The organism is Granulicella arctica (assembly GCF_025685605.1).
Classification (GTDB): domain Bacteria; phylum Acidobacteriota; class Terriglobia; order Terriglobales; family Acidobacteriaceae; genus Edaphobacter; species Edaphobacter arcticus.
Genome location: NZ_JAGTUT010000001.1, coordinates 1,259,057 through 1,281,559 on the forward strand (window position 1 = coordinate 1,259,057; position 22,503 = coordinate 1,281,559).

Sequence of the window (22,503 nt, forward strand, 5' to 3'; positions counted from 1 at the left end):
GCTCGTCCATTCGGAGCTAAGGGTAGAGCCTGGTCTTGGTCCAGCTATCGTTCGATCGCTCGAAGACGATGCGGTCATGCAGGCGATAGGCGCCGTCCTGCCAGAACTCGATACGGGCGGGCACGATCACGAAGCCGCGCCAGTAGTCCGGTCGGGGAACTTCGTCTGGATACTGCTCTGCGCAGGTTTGAGCGGCTTGCTCCAACTCAGCGCGGCTTGCCAGAGGGCGGCTTTGCTGCGAGGCACGTGCACCGATTTGACTCTTATGAGAGCGGCTGTGAAAGTACTCGTCGGCATCTTGAGGGGATAGCTCTTCGACGACTCCCTCAACACGGACCTGTCTGCGGCGCGACTTCCAATGAAAGCAGAGGGCGGCGCGAGGATTTTCGAGGAGTTCTCTTCCCTTCTGGCTTTCGACATTGGTGTAGAAGGAGAAGCCGCGCTCATCAAGGCGCTTCATCAGGACCATGCGGACGGAGGGGTGGCCGTCGGGCGTCGCTGTGGCGAGAGCCATCGCTACGGGATCGTTGGGTTCGGTCTCTGTCGCTTCATCGAGCCAGGCGCGAAAGAGGGCGATCGGGTCAGCGGCTTCTTCCGGTGCGAACTGTGTGACTGTCTCCATAGAATCTCTCGGACGATGTGGTCACCGCTACTTTGACCATACTGGAGCATTGGGGTGGCGCGGGGTTCCTTCCTATGAAAGCTTCTAATTGGTTTCGCTCAGGACCCTGTTCGCGATAGCTTTTCCGATTCTGTGAAGTATTGCTTCTAAGCCCATAGAATCGGCTGCATGGCCTTCATTTCAAACTCCCGCAGGACGTTTCTTGCTCAAAGCTCGCTTGGTTTACTGGGTGCCGCTGTTGCTCCCCTTCTCGCTGATGGTCAGAGTGCGCCGAACAGCGCGCCGACACTGCCTCCAGGAGCGCCGCCTGCGTTCGGAACTGCACCTGCTGCTGGACCGGTCGTGACGACCGCGAACTTTGAAAGCGCGGAGAAGCTGGTGCAGGTGGAGATGACTGCGGCGGACCGGGCTCAGGCCGCCGGAAACTGGCGGATGGCGATGGCTCCGCTGTATGAGCGGCGGGTAGGGCCGCGGAAGGTGGCGATTGAAGAGACGGTTGCGCCGTGGTCGCGTTGGGACCCGGTGCTGCCGGGAACGATTGCGGGGCCTGCGGAGAACCACTTTTTGCGGAGCACTGTGGAGGTTGGACCGTTGCCGAAGAGCGACGCGGAGATTGCGTTCGCGCCGGTTGCTCACCTGTCGCACTGGATCGAGACGAAGCAGATTACTTCGGAACGGCTTACGTTGATCTATCTTGCGCGCATCGATCGTTTCAATCCGAAGCTGCGGTGCGTGATTACGGTGACTCGTGAGCTTGCGATGATGCAGGCGAAACGTGCGGATGCAGAGATTGCGGCAGGTAGGTATCGCGGGCCGCTGCATGGGATTCCGTGGGGTGGGAAGGACTTGCTCGATACGGCAGGCATCCCGACGACGTATGGTGCGGAGCCGTTTCGTGATCGCGTTCCGGCAGAGGATGCGGCGGTGGTGAAGAAGCTGACGGAGGCTGGGGCGGTGCTGATTGCCAAGCTAAGCATGGGTGCGCTGGCGCTGAATGACATCTGGTTTGGGGGCCAGACGATGAATCCCTGGCTGCTGGAGGAGGGGTCATCGGGATCGAGTGCGGGGCCTGGTTCGGCGACTGCTGCTGGACTGGTTGGTTTCTCCATTGGGAGCGAGACGGGTGGCAGTATCGTGAGCCCGAGTATGCGGTGTGGTGTGACCGGGTTAAGACCAACTTATGGCCGTGTGCCACGTACCGGGGCGATGACGTTATGCTGGTCGCTCGACAAGCTAGGCCCGATGGCTCGGGGTGTGGAGGATACGTTGTTTGTATTGAAGGCAATTTCGGGCGCGGATGCCGGGGATGTGTCGAGTGTGAACAGTAAGCTGGACTACGACGCGGCGAGGCCTGTGAGTGGACTGCGCGTCGGCTACTTTCCCAAGTGGATGCAGGAGGCTCCTGCGACCGATGTCGATCGGGCGGCACTGGAGACGGTGAAGAAGCTTGGCATGGTTCCGGTTGAGGTGTCGATTCCGGACTGGCCCTATGACTCGCTTGACTTGATTCTGTTCGCGGAGGGAGCGGCGGCATTTGAGGAATTGACGTTGAGCCACAAGGTCGATCAGTTGAAGGCGCAGGTTCCGGATGCGTGGCCCAATACCTTCAGGCAGGCTCGCTTTCTTTCGGCGGTGGACTTCGTGCAGACGGATCGCTTCCGGCGCAAGGTAGCGTTGGAGATGGCGCGGGTGTTCTCGCAGGTTGACCTGCTGCTGGTTCCATCGCTGCGGGACGAGATGCTGACGATCACGAACTTTACCGGGCATCCGTCGCTGACGTTGCGGGCTGGATTTGTTGAGGTGGCGGAGGCTCGGAGCGACTGGGCTCCCGATCCAGCTCATCCTCTGCCGAAGTTTTCGCCGCCTCGTCGCGTGCCGCATGGCGTTACGTTGATCGGACAGCTCTTCGAGGAAGGAACTTTGGGGCGAGCGGGATTGGCGATGGAACGTTCTTTTGATGTGGCTAAGGAGAATCCGGCAGGGTTTCAGTAGTTGGGGAGAGACTCTATCCGCCCCAATTACTTGAGCGGAAAGAGCTTGATTTCGCGGAAGAAGACTTCGGCTCCCTCGCACTGAAAGAGGATCTTACCCTCTGTTGGCGAGGGATCTGTGCCTTCATTGGCGAGCTTTCCGTTGACGTATTGGGTGACGTGGTTTCCCTGTGTGACGAGTTCAAGGACGTTCCACTCACCGTGAGGCTTTTCAAGTTCACCAACGGGATCGCGGAAGCCTATCACATTCTGCGAAGGCCCTTTACCGAAGTGATCGATCTTCAAGGATGAGCCGGGCGGGCCTGTCACGCGGCTGCCGTCGCGGCTGGTGAGAGCGGCTCCGTCAGTCATCCAGAAGTCGCCGGTGCCGCCTTCTGTGATCTGAAACTCGATGGAACGAGGCCAGACCTTCTGCTCCCCTTGCACGTTGAAGAGGATGCCGCTGTCGCGGGCCTTCCCTTCGCGCTCACCGAAGGTACCTTCGCCCCATTTGAACTCGGCCCGCAGATAGAAGTTGTGAAATGACTGCTTCGTGATGAGGTAACCCATCTCCTTGCCGGAGACGTGGATGACTTCGTTCTCGACCTTGAAGACCTTGTCGGGATCGGCGTTCAGGCCTCTCGTCTTGAGGAAGCTGTCGAAGCTGTTCAGGTTCGCACCATCGAACAAGACAATTGCCTTCTTGTGAGAAGGAATCGTCTGCGCCGTTGCGGCGGTGCAGATCGTCAGTGCTATGGCGAAGAGGCTCTTGTGCAGGAGCATATTTTCTCTCAGACGATCTTCATGGTTTCGGGATCCCAGTGAACGACGGCGCCCTTTTCCATACTGAGATTGCCCAGAAGCGCGGCGCCTGCTGCACGGAAGCCGAAGACGGCGTCCTCGACGACCGGCTGGCGTGAGCGGACAGAGGCAAAGAAGTTTTTGAAGTGGTCGTAGCTGTCACTGTATCCAGTAGGCGCAACGTACTTTTCCGCCTCGACTGGCGGTTTACCTTCGGGATGGACCTGCGGATACTTCTGCCGATATTCCTCGAGGATGCGGGCCTGCATGGCGTTGGTGTAGGTGCCGATGCTGTAGCCGGGCTCGGTCTTGAGAGGCGAACGGGTAACGCTGACGCTGTTGCCGGCGATTTCCATGGTGCCTTCGGAGCCGGTGAAGATGAGGCCCTCACTCTCTTCGCCACCGTCGACGAAGTTGACGCGGAGGCTCAGGTTGAAGCCTTCGGGGTAGTCGAAGAGACCGAGCATGACGTCGGGAACGTCGCGACCATCTTTCCAGAAGCGGAGACCGCCGGTGGCCATGGCGCGAACAGGTCCGTGCGATCCCGTGATGAAGTGAGTACCGCTGAAGAGGTGGACGAAGAGATCGCCGGCGACACCGCTGCCGTAGTCCTTCCATTTGCGCCACTGGAAGAAGCGCTCTGCGTTGAAGGCCATCTTCGGCGCGGAGCCTTCGAAGCGCGGCCAGTCGCAGGTCTCGGTCGAGGCGTCGAGGGGGACGGTGTAGTTCCATGCACCCTGTGACGAGTTCCGGTCCCAGCGGGCGGTGACCATGTTGAGCTTGCCGATGGCCCCGGAGGCGAGCAGTTCCTTCGCCTTCGCGTAGATGACGGAGCTGACGCGCTGACTGCCGACCTGGATGATGCGCTTGGTGGTGCGCGCGGTCTCGATCATCTCCGGGCCGTCGGAGTAGAGATGAATCATCGGCTTTTCGCAGTAGACGTCTTTTCCGGCCTTCATGGCGTCGGTTGCGGCCTGCTTGTGCCAGTGATCGGGGGTGGCGACGATAACGGCGTCGATATCCTTGCGCTCGAGGATCTTGCGGTAGTCGCGCGTGGTGAAGAGATCGTTGCCCCAGAGTTCTTTGCTGTGCGCGAGGCGGCCATCGTAGCAGTCGGCCACGGCAACAAGTTTGACGCCGGGGACTTGCAGAGCGTTTCGTGTATCCCCCTGGCCCTGGATGCCTGCGCCGATGAGTGCGATCTGGATGTGATCATTTGCAGCGACAGGTCGTGACGATTCGTTCTGTGATGCTGCGAGCAGAGTTCCGTTCGCGCCGAGCATGGTTCCTGCGGTGGCGGTGCCTGCAACTCTGATGAAATTTCTCCGATTCAGTCCGTGCATCGTGACCCCGTAGCGGTAAAGTGGCTGCGTCTGCAACGATACACGGGCGTGGGGGTGCCGTGCTTGCCCTGGCGACGGCTGTAAAATTGCGCGATGTTCTTCCGATGGACACTGCTGTTGCTTTTTCTGCTGCTGGGGCTTCATTCGCAGCCGCTTGCAGGGCAAACGGGTAAAGCGGCCCCCGTGCGGGAGGCTGATGCAGTTTGTGGACAGTGTCACGAGAAGATTTTTGCGGATTATCTAGAGACCCCCATGGCAAACGCCAGCGGGCTGGCAATGGAGCGTCTCTATCCGGGAGCGTACAAACAGGAGGCTGCAGGGGTCGAATACAGCGTGGGCCGCGACGGTGGGAAGGCGATGCTGCACTATAAGCTTCCGACTACGCCGCCTGTATCCGGTCAGGAGCAGCTTCAGTATTTTCTTGGGTCGGGTCACCTCGGACTGACTTATCTGTATGAGAAGAATGGCTACTGGCTGGAGTCCCCCGTTGCGTACTACGAGAGGCTGCGGGGATATGCAATGAAGCCGGGATTGGAGCCTGCTACGGAGATGCCAGCGGCGCTCACGCTGAATCCAAGCTGCCTGCGGTGCCATATGAGCGGGGTACAACGGCAGGTGGAGGGGACGGATAATCTCTACAAACAGCTTCCGTTTCTGCAGGTGGGGATTACGTGCGAGAGCTGTCATGGCGATGCTCGGGAACATGTTGCTTCGAAGGGCAAGGCAGCAGTTGTAAATCCGATTAAGCTGTCCCCTGAGAAACGGGATAGTACGTGCATCGTGTGCCATCTTGAAGGCGATACGAATGTCGAGCGCCGTGGCAAGGCTGGTCTCGACTTCAAGCCGGGTGATGATATTCGAGACTACTTCTCCTACTTCGTCTATGCGGGTGCCACGAACACGAAGCGAGGGGTGAGTGAGATTGAGCAGTTCAATTCCAGCAGGTGCAAGATTGCGACTGGGCCGAGCATGTCGTGCATGAACTGCCACGATCCGCACGCCTCTCCTGCCGTCGCTGAACGGGCTGGGTTTTATCGAGCGAAGTGCCTGACGTGCCATACGCAGGAGAAGTTTGCGACGCAGCATTTCCCTGCCACCCCGGACTGTACGGGATGTCACATGCCGAAGACTGGTTCGGAGAATATCGCCCATGTCGCCTGGACGGATCACCGGATCAGGCAGCGACCGGGCGAGACTGCGCTGAGCCTGTCGGGGCTGGATGCGCCAGCAGAACAGGCTCCAGAGTTGGTCTCGATTTTGGACTCCGAGAAAAGGCCTCGGGATGTAGCGATGGCCTACTACGGCCTGGCAGTTGAAGGAATTGCGACAGCACTGCCAAAGGCGTTGCAGCTGCTGACTGCAGCGGTGCAAACGAATCGCGATGATGTTCCACTCCTGCAAGCGCTTGGGGTGATCTCTGAGATGAAGGGAGACAACGGCTCGGCGGCTGGCTACTATCGGGCCGTGTTGCAGCTTCAACCCGACAACATGACAGCAGGTACCAACCTTGGCACACTGCTGGCGAAGTCCGGCGATCTGGAAGCGGCGGCAGCGGCCTGGACCCGGGTTTTCAAAACGAATGAGGATGTTCCGGAGCTCGGTCGGAATCTTGCCGTCGTCGAGTGTCGTCTCGGGAATAAAGCGTTGGCAGAAAAGGCTATGTCGAAGCTGCTTACGTATAGTCCGGGTCTGGTTGAGGCGCGCAAGACCCTCACAGCCATCCAAAGCGGTCAGCATCCGTGCGTGGCTACGCTTGCTCCTTAAGAGAATGACGAAAAGGCGGAGCTAATCGACTCGTCCGGCGCTCTGCCCGCGCTGAATGCTTGACCGACAGGGTTTGATCGACCAGACTAGGATAAAGTTGTAGAATTTCGTTTGCCACTGAAAACGATTTCAGGATGCCACGTGTCGTGAGCATCCGACACCCTCAGGAGTACGATCTTGCGCATATCGCAGTACCTTTCCGCCAGTGTTCTATGCCTCGCCACCAGCTTCTGCGTGGCCCCTGTACATGCGCAGCTTTTTGAATCAGAGCACGCGCAGAAGGTTGCGATTCCGTTCTCCCCTGAGCAGACGAAGGTTCTGGACCGGCTAGGTTCGCTTGAGTCGCTACCCAGCGGCTCGTGGCGTTTTCATGCAGGCGACGTTGCGCACGGTGAGGCAGTCGCGCTCGACGACTCAAGCTGGGAGCAGGTGACGCCGAAGGTCAAGGCTGGTAAAGAGGCTGTCTGGTACCGCCGTACGATCGAGGTGCCGAAGGCTCTGAATGGCTACGATCTGACCGGCGCACAGATCGACTTCCGTTTCCGCGCGTATGCAAACGGGCCGATGCCGGAGATCCTCTATTTCAATGGCCGCCGTGTGGCGCTTGGCGACGACCTCGAGCAGGTCCAACTCTTCAGCGATGCGAAGCCCGGGGACAAGGTTCTGGTCGCAGTGAAACTTCTGCCGACCGTCGACGACAAGACGTTTGACCATGTGGAGATGAAGGTCACGTTTGCAGCGAGCCGACCCAATCCTGAGGATCTGCAGAAAGAGTTCATTTCGGCCTCGGCGCTAGTACCTTCGTTCTCGAAGAATGCCAGTGCAGACGGACAGACCCTTCTGAAGGCGATTGGCGAGGTCGATCTTGGTGCACTCGATAAGGGCAACCAGGCGAAGTTCGATGCCTCGTTGAAGCAAGCGCAGATGACTTTGTCTGCGTTGCGTCCACTTCTGCAGCAGGGGACCTTCCATCTCACCGGCAATTCGCATATCGACGTCGCCTGGCTTTGGCCCTGGACGGAGACGGTTGATGCCGTGAAGCGAACCTTTGGCACGGCTGCGCAGTTGATGAGCGAGTACCCGAACTACACCTATACGCAGTCGGCCGCTCAGTACAGCGAATGGATTGCTGAGAAGTATCCGCAGATGAACGCTGAGATCAAGCAGCGCATCCAGGAAGGGCGCTGGGAGTTGGTCGGCGGTATGTGGCTCGAACCCGACCTGAATATGCCCGATGGCGAGTCATTAGTTCGCCAGCTCCTGGTTGGTCAATCAACGTTCAATCGACTTTACGGCAAGACGACGCGTATCGGATGGAACCCCGACTCCTTTGGATATAACTGGCAGCTTCCGCAGATCTACAAGCGGTCGGGCGTCGACTACTTTGTGACGCAGAAGATGCATTGGAATGATACGAACCAGCTGCCATTGAAGCTCTTCTGGTGGGAGTCGCCAGATGGCAGCAAGGTGCTGACGTACTTCCCGCATGATTATGCGAACGACAACCTTGATCCTGTTCGTCTTTCGCGCGATCTCGCGAGCGCTCGGAGCTTTGCGCCGGGTGGGAACGAGATGATGGACCTGTATGGTGTCGGCGACCATGGCGGCGGACCAACGCGCGCCATGCTCGACGAGGGCGATCACTGGATGCAGCCGGACAAGATCGTTCCGCACTCGGAGTACGGTACAGCACAGTCTTTCTTTACGACGGTTGAAGGCAAGGTCGGTCCGAAGTCGCCGACGTGGAATTACATGACCCTCGCAAAGGGCGATACCGCCCTACCTACTCCCGAGGCTGGTCAGATCAGTGTGCCGACGTGGAAGGATGAGCTTTACCTCGAATACCACCGCGGTGTGTTTACGACGCAGGCTGACCACAAGAAGAATATGCGCGACAGTGAGGAATGGCTTCTGGATGCTGAGAAGTATGCTTCGCTCGCGTGGCTTGATGGACGTAAGTACCCGGGTGATGAGCTAACGGCAGCATGGAAGCATGTGCTCTTCAACCAATTCCACGATCTCGCAGCAGGTTCAGGCATCGGGATTATCTACAAGGATGCGCAAAAAGACTACAACCAGGTGCACTGGGCGGCGAACGAGGTCTCTTCAAAGTCGCTCAAGACGGTCGATGCACAGATTGATACTCGGGCCAGTGCCGGTGTTCCGGTCATCGTCTTCAACTCGCTTGGTTGGGAGCGCGCCGGTGTAACCGAGGTTGAGGTGCAGATGCCTTCCGCAAGCGATGGAATCACACTGCTCGACGCAAAGAACCAAGTTGTGCCTTCGCAAGTCCTTTCGCACGACGCCAAGACCAATACCTTCCATGTCGTGCTTCGGTTGCAGGAAGTTCCTTCACTTGGCTACGTGGTTCTTCACGCAGTTGATGGTGTTAAGAAGTTCCCCACGGATCTGAAGAGTTCGGGAACGACGATCGAGAATGCCGCGCTTCGGGTAACCGTTGATCCGAAGACCGGTTGTGTCACCTCGCTCTTCGATAAGAAGAGCAGCTTCGAGACCATTGCCTCAGGTGGATGCGGTAATGAGTTACAGGCCTTCAAAGACACGCCAAAGGAGTACGACGCCTGGAACGTCGATCCCGGCACATTCGATGTGCCACCCACTTTGCTCCACATGATCGACTCAGTGAAGCTTACCGAGCAGGGCCCGCTCCGGTCGGTCATTCAGATCTCACGGACCTGGCAGAGCTCAAAGTTTGTGCAGGAGATCATCCTCTATGCAGGTGCGGATCATGCCATCGTTTCAAACGATATCGACTGGCATGAGACACACGTTCTGCTCAAGGCTTCCTTTCCTCTCGCTGCGAGCAGCGACAACGCCACGTATGAGATCCCTTACGGCACGATTGAACGGCCTACAACGCGTAATAACAGCTTCGAGAAGGCGCGCTTCGAGGTTCCCGCCTTGCGATGGGCTGACCTGGGTGACGGTAAGCATGGCTTCAGCTTGCTGAATAACTCTAAATACGGCTACGATGCTGTCGGCAATCAATTGCGATTGACGCTGCTACGTTCGCCGACGTGGCCTGATCCGGATGCGGATCGCGAGCAGCACCACTTTGTATACGGGTTGTACCCGCATGCGGGAGATTGGAAACAGGCGCTGACGGTGCGTCATGGTTATGACTTCAACTACAAACTCAAGGCCGAACAGGTTGCGGCACATAGCGGAGCGATGAAGCCGGAACATTCGTTCGCAAGTATTGCCGAGAAAAACGTGGTTCTTACAGCTGTGAAGAAGGCTGAGGATGGAGATGGTCTGGTCGTTCGATTCTACGAATGGGCCGGTAAGGGTGGATCAGTCACTATTACCATTCCTCCGGGAGCCACGGATGCCACGCTGATCAACTTGATGGAGAAGCCGGAGGGCGGATCGATCGCTGTAAACGGAGACAAAGTTATAGTGCCGGTGACACCGTTTGAAATCCAAACTGTCAGGGTGAACTACAAGCCATCACCTACTATGTAGGTTTCCTTTGATTAAAAGCGCGGCCTGCGGGCCGCGCTTTTAATTGTGCTAAACAAGACAGCCACAAGAAGCCCTGACGATCAATCGCGTTGGTAATCTGAGGGGATCATGGTTTGTCTGAACGTTGCCTGCACCTGGGCCCTGCATGCGTTGAAAGAGCAGCTCTGCTGCATTTCTTCCCAGGTCTTCCACCGGTTGTTGTACGACGCTCATTGGCGGCGTAAGCGTATCTGCTAAATCGAAATCGTCAAAGCTTAGAACGGCAACCTGAGTTGGAATTGTCAGGTGCAACCTGCGGATCGCCTCCCAAGTATATCGCGCGGTGAGATTGTTGGCCGCAAACACCGCTATCGTCGTTTTCGCGGACTCTACATGCTGGCGAAGGTACACTTCGACATCCTTTGAACTCTCAACGGCACGGATTAAGGGTTCGAGCCCTGCTTCGCACATAGCCTCTGAATAACCCCTGCATCGTTCGCTGATCGTATACAGATCAGGCTTAACGAGAATACAAAGTACAGTGCGATACCCATGTGCCAACAGGTGTTGGGTGGCCGCTCTGGCACCTTCCAGATTTTCGCTCATCACGGAGGGAAGATTTGCCTGCTGCAAAGTCCGGTCGAGACCAACAACCGGAACCGCTATCTGCGACAAAGCATCATGAAGCTGAGGGTTATGAGTCTGTGCGGAAGAAAGAATTAAGCCATCGATTCGATGGTTGAGCAGTTCCTCGAGGTTTTCAAGTTCGATCGTTGGATCATCGTGAGAAGCCATGACGATGAGGAGCGAACCATGCTCGCGAGCCACTGTCTCCACGGCTTCCGCGCAGCGCGAAAAGAACATATCGGAGATACTTGGCACAAGCATGCCGATCATCCCGGATGACGCCCCTTTTAGACTCCTGGCGATACGGTTTGGACGATACCCAAGCTCTGAAATCGCCTGCTTTACTTTTCGAACCTTATCTTCGCTCACGTTAAGCCGGCCGTTGAGCACTCGGGAAACAGTAGCGTTTCCAACACCAGCCAGACGTGCGACATCACTCAACTTAGGGGCTGCAGGGACTATTCTCTTCATCCATTGCTCCGGAACGCTACTCTGTAGTTCCCTTAGGATAGCCCTATCTAGGTATCAATGCCCATGACTAGAGGTGTTTATAGCAAACCCCGATACCCTCTCCATATCAACCTGTATTTCACGCGGGACAAGAACACATCAATCCGCCCCCACCCATCAAGCATCTGTTCAGGCCTGAGTTCTTTTGGGACAGGCTAGATTCCCATTTAGCTGGACAGATGAGCTTGGAACAGCGTCACAAGGATATTTCAATGCCGTACCAGAACAGCTATAAGTGTTCTTGAATAAGACCGGATTTTGCGCTCGTGCTCTCCAGTTCATAAAAGACTGTGTCTAGATGACGCTCTGAATATTATCTTCATTACACTCGTTTGAAACGAACGCCCTCAGCAACCAACCGTCTCAGGATGAACTGAATCAGGATTGGCTCGGAACGACAGGTCTAACCTACTTTGGTTGGAGATCCGTTGCTCTAGTAGGCAGCTAAGCGGATCCACCACTCGACATTCCAGAATGATATGTGTTGCAGAGGAGAGTATTCTAGGCAGCTCAGCACAATCGACTCCGCGTCGTCTCTGCCCTTGTACGAATAGGAGTTTCTGTGGCATGTCTGGGCGATTCGATAGCTTGTCCCTGACACTTATCTGATCGCCGGCCAACGGTTCGTTTGCGACTTTCTCTTGTTGGCAAAGGCAGGTGATCCGCCCCTTTTCCTATTAACCAGCGTCTCACCTGTACTCGTCTCATCGGCAAGACCAGAAGAAACACAAGCCTTTAACATTTCAGGGACTGCCTAAGAAGCTTTCCCCTTTCCGCACGGATCTTCCAATACGATCTAAACCTGACACATTGTTGCATTAGCGACGCCCCACTCGATCGAACACTTCAATGTATTCCCAAATACAATCTTCGTTCCACATCTTAGTAAATTAAGTTTAAGCTGCTCTCTCATGCTTTCATACTGTAGTCGAAGAAGGTTGTAATGACCCTTCGAGCTCATCCTTATGCAAAATCCCGCGAGACCACTACAGTCTCCCAATCGCTTTTGGCTCTTTATTCAGTAGCCTTTGGATGGTTAACTTTCCCGATCACCGCGGCTTTCGCCTTTGCCTGCATGGTGTTTCTCTGGATACCGCCGACAATCGCTGACCCAGACATTTGGTGGCATCTCCGCAACGCTCAGCATCTTGTTTCTACTCACACTTTTTTAACAACTGATCTGTTTTCATTCACCGCTTTTAACTCACCATGGATTAACCATGAATGGCTGGCAGAATTGCCATACTATCTGGGCTGGCACTTGTATGGTGAGCGCGGCATTTTCCTGGTGATGGTAGTGGCCATAGAGGTAATACTCTTAGGAGCTTTTTATATTGCTTATGAAAGAACAAATAATGTCACGGCAACCTTATTAGCCTCAGTTTTTACGGCCATGTGTGCAACAGTCTCTTTCGGCCCTAGGACCCTACTTTTTGGGTGGGTCTGTCTCATTGCAGAGCTAATTATTCTCGAAAATACAAGCAAAGCTCTTCACTGGATGTGGATGCTCCCCCCTTTGTTTACCCTTTGGATTAACCTGCACGGTTCATGGATCATCGGATTAATCATCTTCTTTCTATTCATCACTTGTAGCCAGGCTCCATGCATATCTGGGTTCATAAGAACAAGAGGTTTTTCTAACCACCAACGCGCCTGTGTCTTGCTATGTCTCTGCTTATGCCTTGGCGCTGTATTCATAAATCCCTATGGCTGGCGCTTAGTAAGCTATCCATTCAATCTTGCCTTCAAACAAACTCTTAACATTAACACCATTGAGGAATGGAAGACTCTAGACTTCCACTTGCCGCGAGCAAAAGTCTTTCTGACTGTAACTCTCTTCTTGTTCTTCATGACTGCGTTTCGAAAGTTATCCTTAACACTGTATGAATTTTCCTTAGTAGTTATTGGAGTTTATGCTGCAGCAACCTATTCTCGCTTTCTATTTCTTGGTGGAATACTGCTAATGCCAACGTTTGCCTGGTCGATTTCCTCCTTACTTTCACCAAACCGCCATAATCCCTTTTCGGTATTTAGGATCATCATTATCTTTTTTGCTATGTCCCTAGTTAGGAGTCGGCTGCCAACTGCAGAGTCTATTGCAACCAGCCAAACAGGATACCCTGTCAGAGCTACTATCTTTCTGAAAAGCTTCCACTTCAAAGGACACTTGTTCAACGATTTTCGTTGGGGAGGGTTTATTGAGTGGCACGCAAGCCACACTCCTACCTTTATAGATTCCAGGGTAGACCTTTTCGAATATAACGGCACATTTAGAGACTATCTGGATATCGTTCAGATCAAGAATCCCCTTGAACTCCTGGAGCGATATGGCATTCGATGTGTCTTGTTTGAACGTAACACTCCATTGGTTTATCTTCTCGAGCACGATAGCAACTGGCATATTGACTATCAGGACGACACCACTGAGCTTTTAGAGCGAACAGGACACTCCGCAACGCCGGCTCATTCGTGACAGACTATGGCGCTGCTGATACCTTGCTCCCGGACATAAGCCCCTTTGAGATCAAGCCTATCAACTCACGAGCGCTTGTCTCCGCCCTCCTGAACCTGCTCGCCAGTATTCAATTTGTTTGGTTTTACCTCAGTTGCACACCTTCATATCTCGATCTTTATCGTTATGAGCAAGGCCTCGAACGTACTCCGTTTCAAGACAGGCTGCTGATGATGTTCCCTCTTGCCTGGGCGCACCAGGATCCGATGCTAATTCAATTAGCTAAAGTGATGACATCATTACCAGCCTGGTTCCCTGGTGGTGTCCGCGCAGAAGAACTTATGCAGGCACCTATAGATCTCGCATGTGTTGTTGTCACTGGACTTGTGGCGCGTGCTATGTATGTTAAAGCGAGCCCCTACAAGCTCCTTGCGCCATATGTCTACCCACTAACCCTTATTATGCTAACAACAACTTATACCATCTACACAATGCACAGATTGCGATTTATCTATGATCTTCCCAGTGTAGGATTTTTCTCTTTGGGTCTTTATCTGATCTATGTTCGCAAATCTTCCCATTTGTTCATTATTCTGTTCATAATCGCTACAGTTAACCGAGAAACAACAGTATTTCTTCTCCCTTTTTATTTAATTTCAGAATATTTTCGCTATAACCAGAATAGCTATGCTAAATCGGTTAAACCTTTCTTATTAGGTAGCATCAAATCTCGGATGACTTGGACTGTGCTTCTCCCGCTTGCAGCATATTGGGTCTACTGGCATGCTTGGGTAACCAAGCATTTTGCTCACAACTCTTCTGAGTCACTCTCACGTATCTGGTTGAATGTGGGTATCCTACTATGGCCTACCTCCTGGATCCAGATACTGAGTGTTTTTGCCTTCTCGGGTCCACTAATCTATCTTTCTAGAAAACTGATTGCGGATGAGACTTTACGCGCCTGGCAATGGGTATTTCCCATGTGGTTCATCTTTATGGTGCGCTACGGCATTCTTATTGAAGTCCGAATCTTTGGGGAGCTTATCCCCTACATTGCTTGCCTCGCCGTCTTGATTGCCGAGAAGCATATTATCCTCGAAGCAGAGCGTCAACGGTCCGTGCTTTCTATTAGCACTCATCCAAGCTCCTAAATTCTTTATTGTCGAGGGCTCATGAAAATCCTGGTCTCTAATACTTAGTGCCTACCAACAGCTCCCGGCAAACTGATCCCGCACCCGGAGTTCATTGGGAACTCAATGAGACTTTTATTGCCGAGAGATGGCACATGAACTACAAACGGATTCCGGCCTAGTAATCCACTCACATGGAATAAGCTACAGTCCTACAGCTCTAAGCGGAACTCCTAAGATTTCCATAAAGTCGCATGATATCCTAGTGTTCTCAAAACCATAGAGGTTACTAGCATCTAGACAAATGATGCAATTAGCTTAACCTAGCTAGACGGACAAGCGGTGATTACGAGGCGTTGTCCGATCCTAAGGAGAGTTAATTCAATCGAACCTCCTGGTAGCTCGAGGATAGAATGCACTCTTCTCCCTCCACCTGCTATCCTCCAGGGAGGCACATGCTGAGCGAGCCCAACTATCTCCATCTCCTTGTTGAGAGACACGACATCAATTGAAAACTTCATTCCGAAGGTGTGGATTCCCGACGAAGGGCATAACCAAAGACCAGCGTTCCGAGCCAGATCGCGGCGCCCGAGAAGCCCTTGCAGACGACATAGGAACGAGGTTGCCAGTTCCGTCGACTCGCATACACTTCTACCTGTCGAATGGTTTCTTACAAAACCCTTGGATTTATTCAAGTGATTCACAGGTCACAAAGATCGTAATCATATTTATGTTCTCCGCTGCATAGTAGTGGCACGCCATAGTGCTTATCCGGCAGAACCTAACACGCTGCAGTAACCAAATGTCCAAACTATTGCACATGACGAACTGATAGTGAGGAAAAGCACAACGTAGATTTGCATAAAAGGTCCTCGAAGGCTGCTTAATATATCGGCCGGCGGAGACGTCGCTTTAGACTAAAACCCTTCTGGAAAGTCCTGCAGCATCGTTATGACTGCGGGCCCAAGCAGCACAATGAATATGCATGGAAAAATAAACAGTGCCAATGGAAAGATTATTTTTACAGTTGTTTTGGCGGCACTTTCTTCCGCAATCTGCGTACGCTTTAGCCGTATTCCATCAGCAAATGTACTTAGTGCGCGTGCTATAGGGGTACCAAAGCGCTCCGTTTGCATAAGCATGTTTACAAAAGCTTCGATTTCTGGAATGGAAAGTCGCTCCGACATCCCGCACCAGGCCTCTAAACGTGGTTTCCCTGCTCTTTGCTCCCTATTGACTTGCATCAACTCTTCTTGTAGCTCGGGTGAGCTCTGTGTGAGTTCCTGTGCGACCCGCATCACTGCTTGATCTATACCAAGGCCAGCATCCACACAGATCACAAGTAGATCGATGGCATCAGGAATGCTCCCGCGAATAGCCTTAGCTCGCCTCCGAATAAGAAGCTCCAAAATAAGATCGGGAACGATATATGCAAAGGGAGGAAGGGCAAACATGCCGAAGAGACAATATTTTGGTAGGAGTAGTGCAAGTACAACCGCTACTAAGGGAGCTATAAGACGTATGGCAGCATAAAGATCCAGAGTGACAACACCACGATAGCCCGCACGTTCGATTCTCCTCTCCAAGTCTGCTCGCTCTCGGAGGCGCAAACTAGTTCGGACCCATAGCATTACTCGCAAAAAAACCTGAACATAAGGTCCGGTGGCACTGATGCCCGTGTGTTTACGAGTCTTGGCATTGGTGGCCATATATAGACGTTGCATTGTTGTGTCTGAAGATGAAGAGATAACCAACGATGCAAAAAAACAAGAACCCGCAAGCACACCGCTTACGAGAGATAATGTAAAGAGAATCTGCATCAGACTAAACCTCCACGGCAACAATACGGCGAATGAGAATACTCCCAACGGCGATCATGACCGCACCACCTATGAGAAGCTTCTGGCCAAATGGGGTGTCGTAAAGCGGGGTGGCGTAACCAGGGCTAACGATAGATATAACGGCCAGCATTACGACAGGCAGCAACGAGAGGATCCACCCAGTAAGCCGCCCCTGTGCAGTGTATGTCTTTATTTCACCCGCGACGCGAACTCGGTCGCGGATCACACGTGTTGTGCGATCTAAGATCTCGATGAGGTCACTGCCTGTCTCTTTTTGTACAAGAATTGCGGTTACCAGAAATTTCAAGTCTCTTGACTGCACGCGAAGGCTCATATCAACCAATGCATCTCGGAAGGGCACCCCGAATTTTTGCTCTTGTCGCACTTGTGAAAATTCAGTACACAATGGCCGAGGAGATTGGTCCGCAATCAATTCTATGGCCTGCTGGATCGAATGCCCAGCCCTAAGAGCACGTGCCATCAGACTTATGGCATCAGGCAGCGCCTCATCAAAATTCTTGAGAAATTGCGATGCGTTTCTCAGAAGAAATAGGTAGGGAAGCATGAGGCCGATAAGAATCGATGCCAACGTCAAAAGGCCTGATTGAAATGTCCACAAGGAAACAAGACCAGCCGCCATCGAGGTGCTGCAACTTACCACAATAAATCTGGTTGCAGTCTGAGTGCTATGCGTTCGAAGTAAAAGTTGAGTAAGCTTAGATAATATCTTGCGCTTCTGGAGATAGGTGCTAGCCGTAGCAACTATGCTATATGCACTGTCTATTTTTGGTAGGGCGAAGATGCTCCGCATGGATTCACTGCGACGAGGATCACGAATATCTGCTAGACGAAGTCCAAGAGCCTGCGCCCTCCGAGGAGGGCGGGTGCAAACAATCATTATTGAAAGACCAATGATGAAAATAACTGTGTAAAGCACAACAAGCAATGCCATAGGCCTCCCTAGACTTCAACTGAGTGGTCCATGAAATTTAGCGGAAGAGGGAAGCCTGCAGCTCTAGCGACCTCAGCAAATTTTGGCACGATGCCGGTTGCTTTAAACCGTCCTCTAACTTCACCGTTTGCTCCCAATCCTTGCTTCTCGAAGAGGAAAATATCTTGCATGCTGAGTATTTCACCGCTAGATCCTGTGATTTCACTAATGTGAGTAACTCTTCGCGAGCCGTCGCTCATCCTCGATACTTGGATGACAAGGTTTATAGAGGACGCTATCTGAGCACGAATGGCCTTATCCGGCAACAGGACATTTCCCATCATGCACATAGTTTCTATCCGCGCGATAGCATCACGAGGATTATTTGCGTGAACTGTTGTGATGGAACCGTCATGACCAGTGTTCATTGCCTGGAGCATATCTAGGGCCTCCTCTCCACGCACTTCTCCAAGAATGATGCGATCTGGACGCATTCGGAGTGCGTTCATCACCAACTCACGCTGGCGAATAGCTCCTCTTCCTTCAAGATTCGGCGGTCGGCATTCCAGGCGAACGACGTGCTCCTGCTGTATCTGCAGTTCGGCTGAATCTTCAATTGTTATGATTCGTTCGAATTGAGAGATATACCCGGAAAGTACGTTTAGAAGGGTGGTCTTGCCTGCTCCTGTCCCGCCTGACACTATGATGTTTAAGCGCGCCCGGACAGCACATTGTAGAATTTCGAGCATTTGAGGGATCAAGGCACGACGACGCAAAAGATCATCAGCAGTCAACGGCGACTGTCCGAATCGACGAATCGAAAGGAGTGGTCCGTCGATTGCGAGGGGTGGAACAATGATATTGACACGAGATCCATCTAAGAGACGAGCATCAACCATTGGAGAGGACTCGTCAATCCTGCGCCCAACCGCAGAAACTATCTTGTCAATAATGTGCATTAGGTGGGCGTTGTCACGAAAACTAATGTTTGTTTTTTCAATGACACCCTGTCTCTCAACATAAACAGTTGTATGTGTATTCACAAGGATATCGTTGATCCCAGGGTCATGTAGAAGGGGTTCTAGGGGACCTAAACCAAAGACCTCGTCCAATACTTCATTAGCTACTTGATCACGGTCACGCCCGCTGAGCGGAACGCCCTGATCATTCACAAATTGTAGGATAATGTTTAAAAGTTTCTGTCTGCCGCCACTTGCGTCCGCTTGAATCAACGCAAGTTTATCAAGGTCTACCCGTTTGATAAGGTCATTGTGCACTGCTGCTTTAAGTATGCTTCGCGCATTGTCTGTGATGGTTGTATTTTCACGGGACTCTGGTTGTACAGCGGGTACAAAGTGTGGAGTCATAAACACTGCAGTTTCAGGCATGATCGTCTCCAACAAGCTTCCAGTTCCACAATGACAGTCTTTTCTTCGGTTTTGGCTTTGGAGTCACTTCACTAGTATCAATACCTCTTTCCCCCGTTATTTCTGACACCCATTTCTTTATTGCCAGATTGAATTCAGATTGCCGCGCTGGCGAGACGGGGCATCCCTGGTTAATGGAACGGAGAAGCTCAATGTAGTTATTTGGAACAGTGTTCGACACCGGAAACCGAATCACCTTCTTGATCTGATCTGCAGTTATGGAATCATTTGCTGTTGACCTGTTTATAACTATGCTTAATTTCCCATCCGCCGATGGGCTAAGGCTTATATGCTCCACCAGTCGCGCAAGATCTCTCAGGGAAGCCACGTCAGGGGTGGAGATCAGATAGACATCATCTGCTTGCTCAATGATTGACATTTTTGTATCTTCATACTCAACCGAAGAATCGATGAGAATAAAGTCGTACTCGCTCCGCAGGAACTCCATTACTCGTTCGATTTCATCTTGCTTACATTCATAGTACTTTGTTGAAATATCAGGGGACGCTATAACGACAAGGCCGCTGCTGTGCTGAATTGCATACCCGTTTAGCAGGTCAACATCCAAGCGGTCAACATTTCGAAGCAATTCATCGAAGTGATACTGAGTGTCTTTCAGACCAAGATACAGTGCTACATGCCCCAATTGGTGCTTGTGATCTATTATCAGAGTTTTCCTATGATGTTGCTGTACAAGGTGGCTAGCAAGATGTACGGCGAGTGTGGTCGTGCCTACACCGCCCTTTGCTCCAAAGAAAGCGAGAACACGTCCGGTGCTGCTCTGGACTTGAATATTTGACATCATAGAGCTTTTAAACCGTACAAGTGAGGCGGTAAAGTCGGCGATCACGAGAGGCTTGGTAAGGTACTCCATACATCCTGCACGAACGGCGCGCAGCAGGACTGTAGAGGTCAACTCCGATCCTACGGCGATCATGCAAATTCGTTTGTAAAAGATCTGTCCAAGCTTTTTTACTGTTTCACTTGCCAATTCGGGGTCTCTGTCAAAATCAACCAGTGCAATGCAAGAACTTGCACCCTTCATAGACTGCGGAAACTGAGGGCGCTTATCTGCCGTAACATAATCCTGAAAAGCACCTGCAAAGATAAAGCCAGGTGTTAATACCGACACACTCGCTACGGCACTAATAAAATCTTGGCTAGTACACACGCAAAAGATTGCTACCAATTTCGGATCGTTTGCGATAGGGCCTTCGACAGATCTGTTTGCAATTCTCATTTTTTATCCGATTGAATTACAGCTGGGATGGCATTAGGGAAATTTTTGTTCTTGGATGATGTTTGTATTCGTACGTCAAAGATGCTGCTGTCCATGTTCGGCAAAGCCATCTTTGGTTCTGATGTGCTTGAAATAGTAGTCAATGGATCAACAAGAGTTGCTGTTACCAATACAACGAGCTCGACTATCGAATGATTGATGTCTTTGGATCTAAACAGCTCTCCTAAGATCGGTATATTTGCTATACCAGGGACACTCGCGAGACTGTCTGTTGTGCGATGGTCTAATAGTCCAGATAAAACAAAGCTCTCCCCACTCTTAATCTCGACCTCTGTTTCTGCTCGCCTCGTCGAGAGGGCCGGAATGGTAGAACCAGAGATTGTGACTGAATTAGTGTAATCAAGAGTGCTAACTTCCGGAGCAATTTTCAGCCTAATTGTTCCATCAACGTTGACCGTGGGCGTAAAGTCTACCCTTACGCCATAAGGACGATACATGATACTAATTGCCGTAGAGTTGCCTGTTCCTCCTTGCACAACTGGTACTGGAAATTCACCACCCGATAAGAATCGAGCTGGTGTACCGCTCAAGGTGGTGAGTGTTGGCTCGGCAAGTACCTGTAAAATCTGACGATTTTCAAGATCTTCGAGTGTCATCCCGAGATTTAGTTTGTAGTTATAGAGAAAAAAATTCAGGGGGTTGCTGATTGACACTGAGGCGCCACTCCCGCTAGAGCTGCTTGTATTTACCGAGGTAGGAAACTGCTGAGTGGATGTGCTAGAGGCAGTGCGTCCTCCCGTAAAGAAATTAATTCCAAATTGTTCTGCTTTCGAGCGATCGACTTCAATGATCCGTAACTTCAGTTGAACCTGCCTGCCATGTATCGGAATGACACGAAGAGCATTGATAGTGTCTTTGGAATATGAAATTGCCATCTTGGAAGCTGCGTCTAGCGTGGTGTCAGATGAGACACTACCTGACAAAAACAGCTTCCCTTCTCGGGTGTCGATCTTTATGTCTGAATCTGGAAACGCTGTCTTGAATGCAGCGCGAACACCGTCAGAATCAATGTCTGTTGAGAGACTGTATACGTGGGACTGCCCAGTGAAATCCCAAAGAACCAAGCTGCTTACACCATAGCTTTTAGCTGTGAGAACAAGCTCTTTGGAGCTTGAGGCATAGGATTGAAGCACAGCCGGATTGCCTATATATATTTTTCTAAGCGGGTTCGCGTTGAAATGATGAGCGAGCGACCAAGAACCAAATGCAGAGTACCGCTCTCGTCACTTTGGTGCATGTCCACAAAGAGGCGTTCGGGCGCAATCGTCTCTGGCTTTACTGAAAGGAGAGGAACAGAGTGCTCCATCCCTAAAGGGCCTAGGGAGCCAGTAACGGGCTGGCCTATTGCACTTAGGCTGCTTTGTAGAAGAGCTAGGGCCCTACTCGGATAAGTAACAATAGCTGCTGCCAGCAGTATCCGTAGAACAAACCTGAGACGGACAATAATCACTGTGCCATCCTCTCGGATGATTTGTCTGAAGGAATCTGGTCGCCTAGAACAGTTTCTATTCGGAAGATCTGTTGGCTGGTCTCTCCGATGTGGATGCCACTACGCTTTATGAAGTTTGCTGATAGAGTATTCGCCTGATTTCGACCGGTTGCTAGGGTTAGGTTGGATGAGCCCATTAGCTGCGATGTAACGAGCGACAGGCTGTCCGTTCTGCCCTTATCCGTGTTATTTCTCAGAATAAAGTGGATGTTCCCCTGGGCACTTGCCAGAACAGCTCGTTCCGATTCCTGAGGCGAGAGAAGCAGTGTTACCACGGTAGCTGCAGAGGATTTGCCATCCGGATCAGGTTCCGCCTGATGGCCGGCCGCGACTACCTCTGCATTCTGCAGAACTATCGTTGTCGTGAGTTCCAATGATTTTTCCGCTCGAAATGTCACCAGTACATCAAGGTGAGACCCCGGCTCGAGAAAGCCTGCGACACCCACAACTTCATCAGATTTTAGAGCGATCGCACGCATTCCGTCTGGGATCTTGCTAGCAAGCCCTGGTCCTATTCCGGCGGGGGTAATCTGCCGATCTAGCAGGGGCTGACCAGGGTCAATAGGGTAGATCGCCGAACGACCAATGATCTCATCTATGTGCAGAAACCCGCCCCTGAGAGGACTGCTTGCTGGCCAAGGTACATATCGCAAATCCGAAACCTTAATTACTTCTCCTGGTTGCACAGGTCGCGATGTGGCGACATAATTGATTGCCTGCGTCCGCTGAAGGCCTGCTTGATGCTCGATACGACGGCTTAAAAGATAGGTGAAGATACCAGACAAGATGAAGGCGGTGAGCATTGCTGTTGTGAATCGGCGGGAGAGCATA

The 22,503-nt window shown here is 52.2% G+C and carries 16 protein-coding genes and 1 pseudogene; 5 read left to right on the forward strand and 12 right to left on the reverse strand.

Features of this window, described 5'->3' with window-relative positions:
- Positions 1 to 16: 16 nt before the first annotated feature.
- The gene (gene pdxH, locus OHL20_RS05160; RefSeq protein WP_263382137.1) at positions 17 to 622 is read right to left on the reverse strand and encodes a pyridoxamine 5'-phosphate oxidase; all 606 of its coding nucleotides are present in this window, start codon (positions 620 to 622) and stop codon (positions 17 to 19) included.
- 168 nt (positions 623 to 790) lie between these two features.
- On the opposite strand from pdxH, the gene OHL20_RS05165 reads away from it, so the two are divergent.
- Positions 791 to 2,614 (forward strand): amidase, encoded by a 1,824-nt coding sequence (locus tag OHL20_RS05165; RefSeq protein ID WP_263382138.1) that lies wholly within the window; start codon positions 791 to 793, stop codon positions 2,612 to 2,614.
- 26 nt (positions 2,615 to 2,640) lie between these two features.
- Here OHL20_RS05165 and OHL20_RS05170 read toward each other — a convergent pair whose 3' ends face one another.
- Positions 2,641 to 3,375, reverse strand: a complete 735-nt coding sequence (locus tag OHL20_RS05170) for a 3-keto-disaccharide hydrolase (RefSeq protein WP_263382139.1) — start codon at positions 3,373 to 3,375, stop codon at positions 2,641 to 2,643.
- Positions 3,376 to 3,383: 8 nt separating this feature from the next.
- A complete protein-coding gene (locus tag OHL20_RS05175) occupies positions 3,384 to 4,676 on the reverse strand; it encodes a Gfo/Idh/MocA family protein (RefSeq protein ID WP_396272535.1) in 1,293 nt (430 codons plus the stop codon).
- 312 nt (positions 4,677 to 4,988) lie between these two features.
- Between OHL20_RS05175 and OHL20_RS05180 the strand changes: the two genes are divergently transcribed.
- Positions 4,989 to 6,500 (forward strand): tetratricopeptide repeat protein, encoded by a 1,512-nt coding sequence (locus tag OHL20_RS05180; RefSeq protein ID WP_263382141.1) that lies wholly within the window; start codon positions 4,989 to 4,991, stop codon positions 6,498 to 6,500.
- A 177-nt stretch (positions 6,501 to 6,677) separates the two neighbouring features.
- Positions 6,678 to 9,986: an alpha-mannosidase gene (locus tag OHL20_RS05185; protein WP_263382142.1), complete on the forward strand. Its 3,309-nt coding sequence runs from the start codon at positions 6,678 to 6,680 to the stop codon at positions 9,984 to 9,986.
- 48 nt (positions 9,987 to 10,034) lie between these two features.
- On the opposite strand, the gene OHL20_RS05190 is transcribed toward OHL20_RS05185, so the two are convergent.
- Positions 10,035 to 11,063: a LacI family DNA-binding transcriptional regulator gene (locus OHL20_RS05190; protein WP_263382143.1), complete on the reverse strand. Its 1,029-nt coding sequence runs from the start codon at positions 11,061 to 11,063 to the stop codon at positions 10,035 to 10,037.
- Between the two features lie 982 nt (positions 11,064 to 12,045).
- On the opposite strand from OHL20_RS05190, the gene OHL20_RS05195 reads away from it, so the two are divergent.
- Both OHL20_RS05195 and OHL20_RS05200 read left to right on the forward strand, forming a co-directional pair.
- Complete coding sequence (locus OHL20_RS05195; RefSeq protein WP_263382144.1) at positions 12,046 to 13,575, forward strand: hypothetical protein; 1,530 nt, start codon at positions 12,046 to 12,048, stop codon at positions 13,573 to 13,575.
- The gene (locus tag OHL20_RS05200) at positions 13,572 to 14,705 is read left to right on the forward strand and encodes a hypothetical protein (protein WP_263382145.1); all 1,134 of its coding nucleotides are present in this window, start codon (positions 13,572 to 13,574) and stop codon (positions 14,703 to 14,705) included. The genes OHL20_RS05195 and OHL20_RS05200 overlap by 4 nt, the downstream gene beginning before the upstream one ends.
- A 302-nt stretch (positions 14,706 to 15,007) precedes the next feature.
- On the opposite strand, the gene OHL20_RS25160 is transcribed toward OHL20_RS05200, so the two are convergent.
- The 8 genes and pseudogenes from OHL20_RS25160 to cpaB form a co-directional block, all read right to left on the reverse strand.
- A complete protein-coding gene (locus OHL20_RS25160; protein ID WP_396271657.1) occupies positions 15,008 to 15,388 on the reverse strand; it encodes a DUF192 domain-containing protein in 381 nt (126 codons plus the stop codon).
- A gap of 213 nt (positions 15,389 to 15,601) precedes the next feature.
- On the reverse strand, positions 15,602 to 16,504 hold the full coding sequence (locus OHL20_RS05205; RefSeq protein WP_263382146.1) for a type II secretion system F family protein: 903 nt from the start codon (positions 16,502 to 16,504) through the stop codon (positions 15,602 to 15,604).
- 4 nt (positions 16,505 to 16,508) lie between these two features.
- Positions 16,509 to 17,477 (reverse strand): type II secretion system F family protein, encoded by a 969-nt coding sequence (locus OHL20_RS05210; RefSeq protein WP_263382147.1) that lies wholly within the window; start codon positions 17,475 to 17,477, stop codon positions 16,509 to 16,511.
- Positions 17,478 to 17,485: 8 nt separating this feature from the next.
- Positions 17,486 to 18,844, reverse strand: a complete 1,359-nt coding sequence (locus OHL20_RS05215) for a CpaF family protein (protein WP_263382148.1) — start codon at positions 18,842 to 18,844, stop codon at positions 17,486 to 17,488.
- A complete protein-coding gene (locus OHL20_RS05220) occupies positions 18,837 to 20,123 on the reverse strand; it encodes an AAA family ATPase (RefSeq protein WP_263382149.1) in 1,287 nt (428 codons plus the stop codon). The genes OHL20_RS05215 and OHL20_RS05220 overlap by 8 nt, the downstream gene beginning before the upstream one ends.
- A complete protein-coding gene (locus tag OHL20_RS05225) occupies positions 20,120 to 21,058 on the reverse strand; it encodes a type II and III secretion system protein family protein (protein ID WP_317890979.1) in 939 nt (312 codons plus the stop codon). Before OHL20_RS05225 ends, OHL20_RS05220 begins: the two co-directional genes overlap by 4 nt.
- 174 nt (positions 21,059 to 21,232) lie before the next feature.
- Positions 21,233 to 21,340, reverse strand: a pseudogene (locus OHL20_RS05230) (pilus assembly protein N-terminal domain-containing protein); the annotation flags it as partial.
- Between the two features lie 289 nt (positions 21,341 to 21,629).
- Positions 21,630 to 22,502, reverse strand: coding sequence for a Flp pilus assembly protein CpaB (gene cpaB, locus OHL20_RS05235; protein ID WP_263382150.1), 873 nt, complete (start codon positions 22,500 to 22,502; stop codon positions 21,630 to 21,632).
- Position 22,503: the final 1 nt, after the last annotated feature.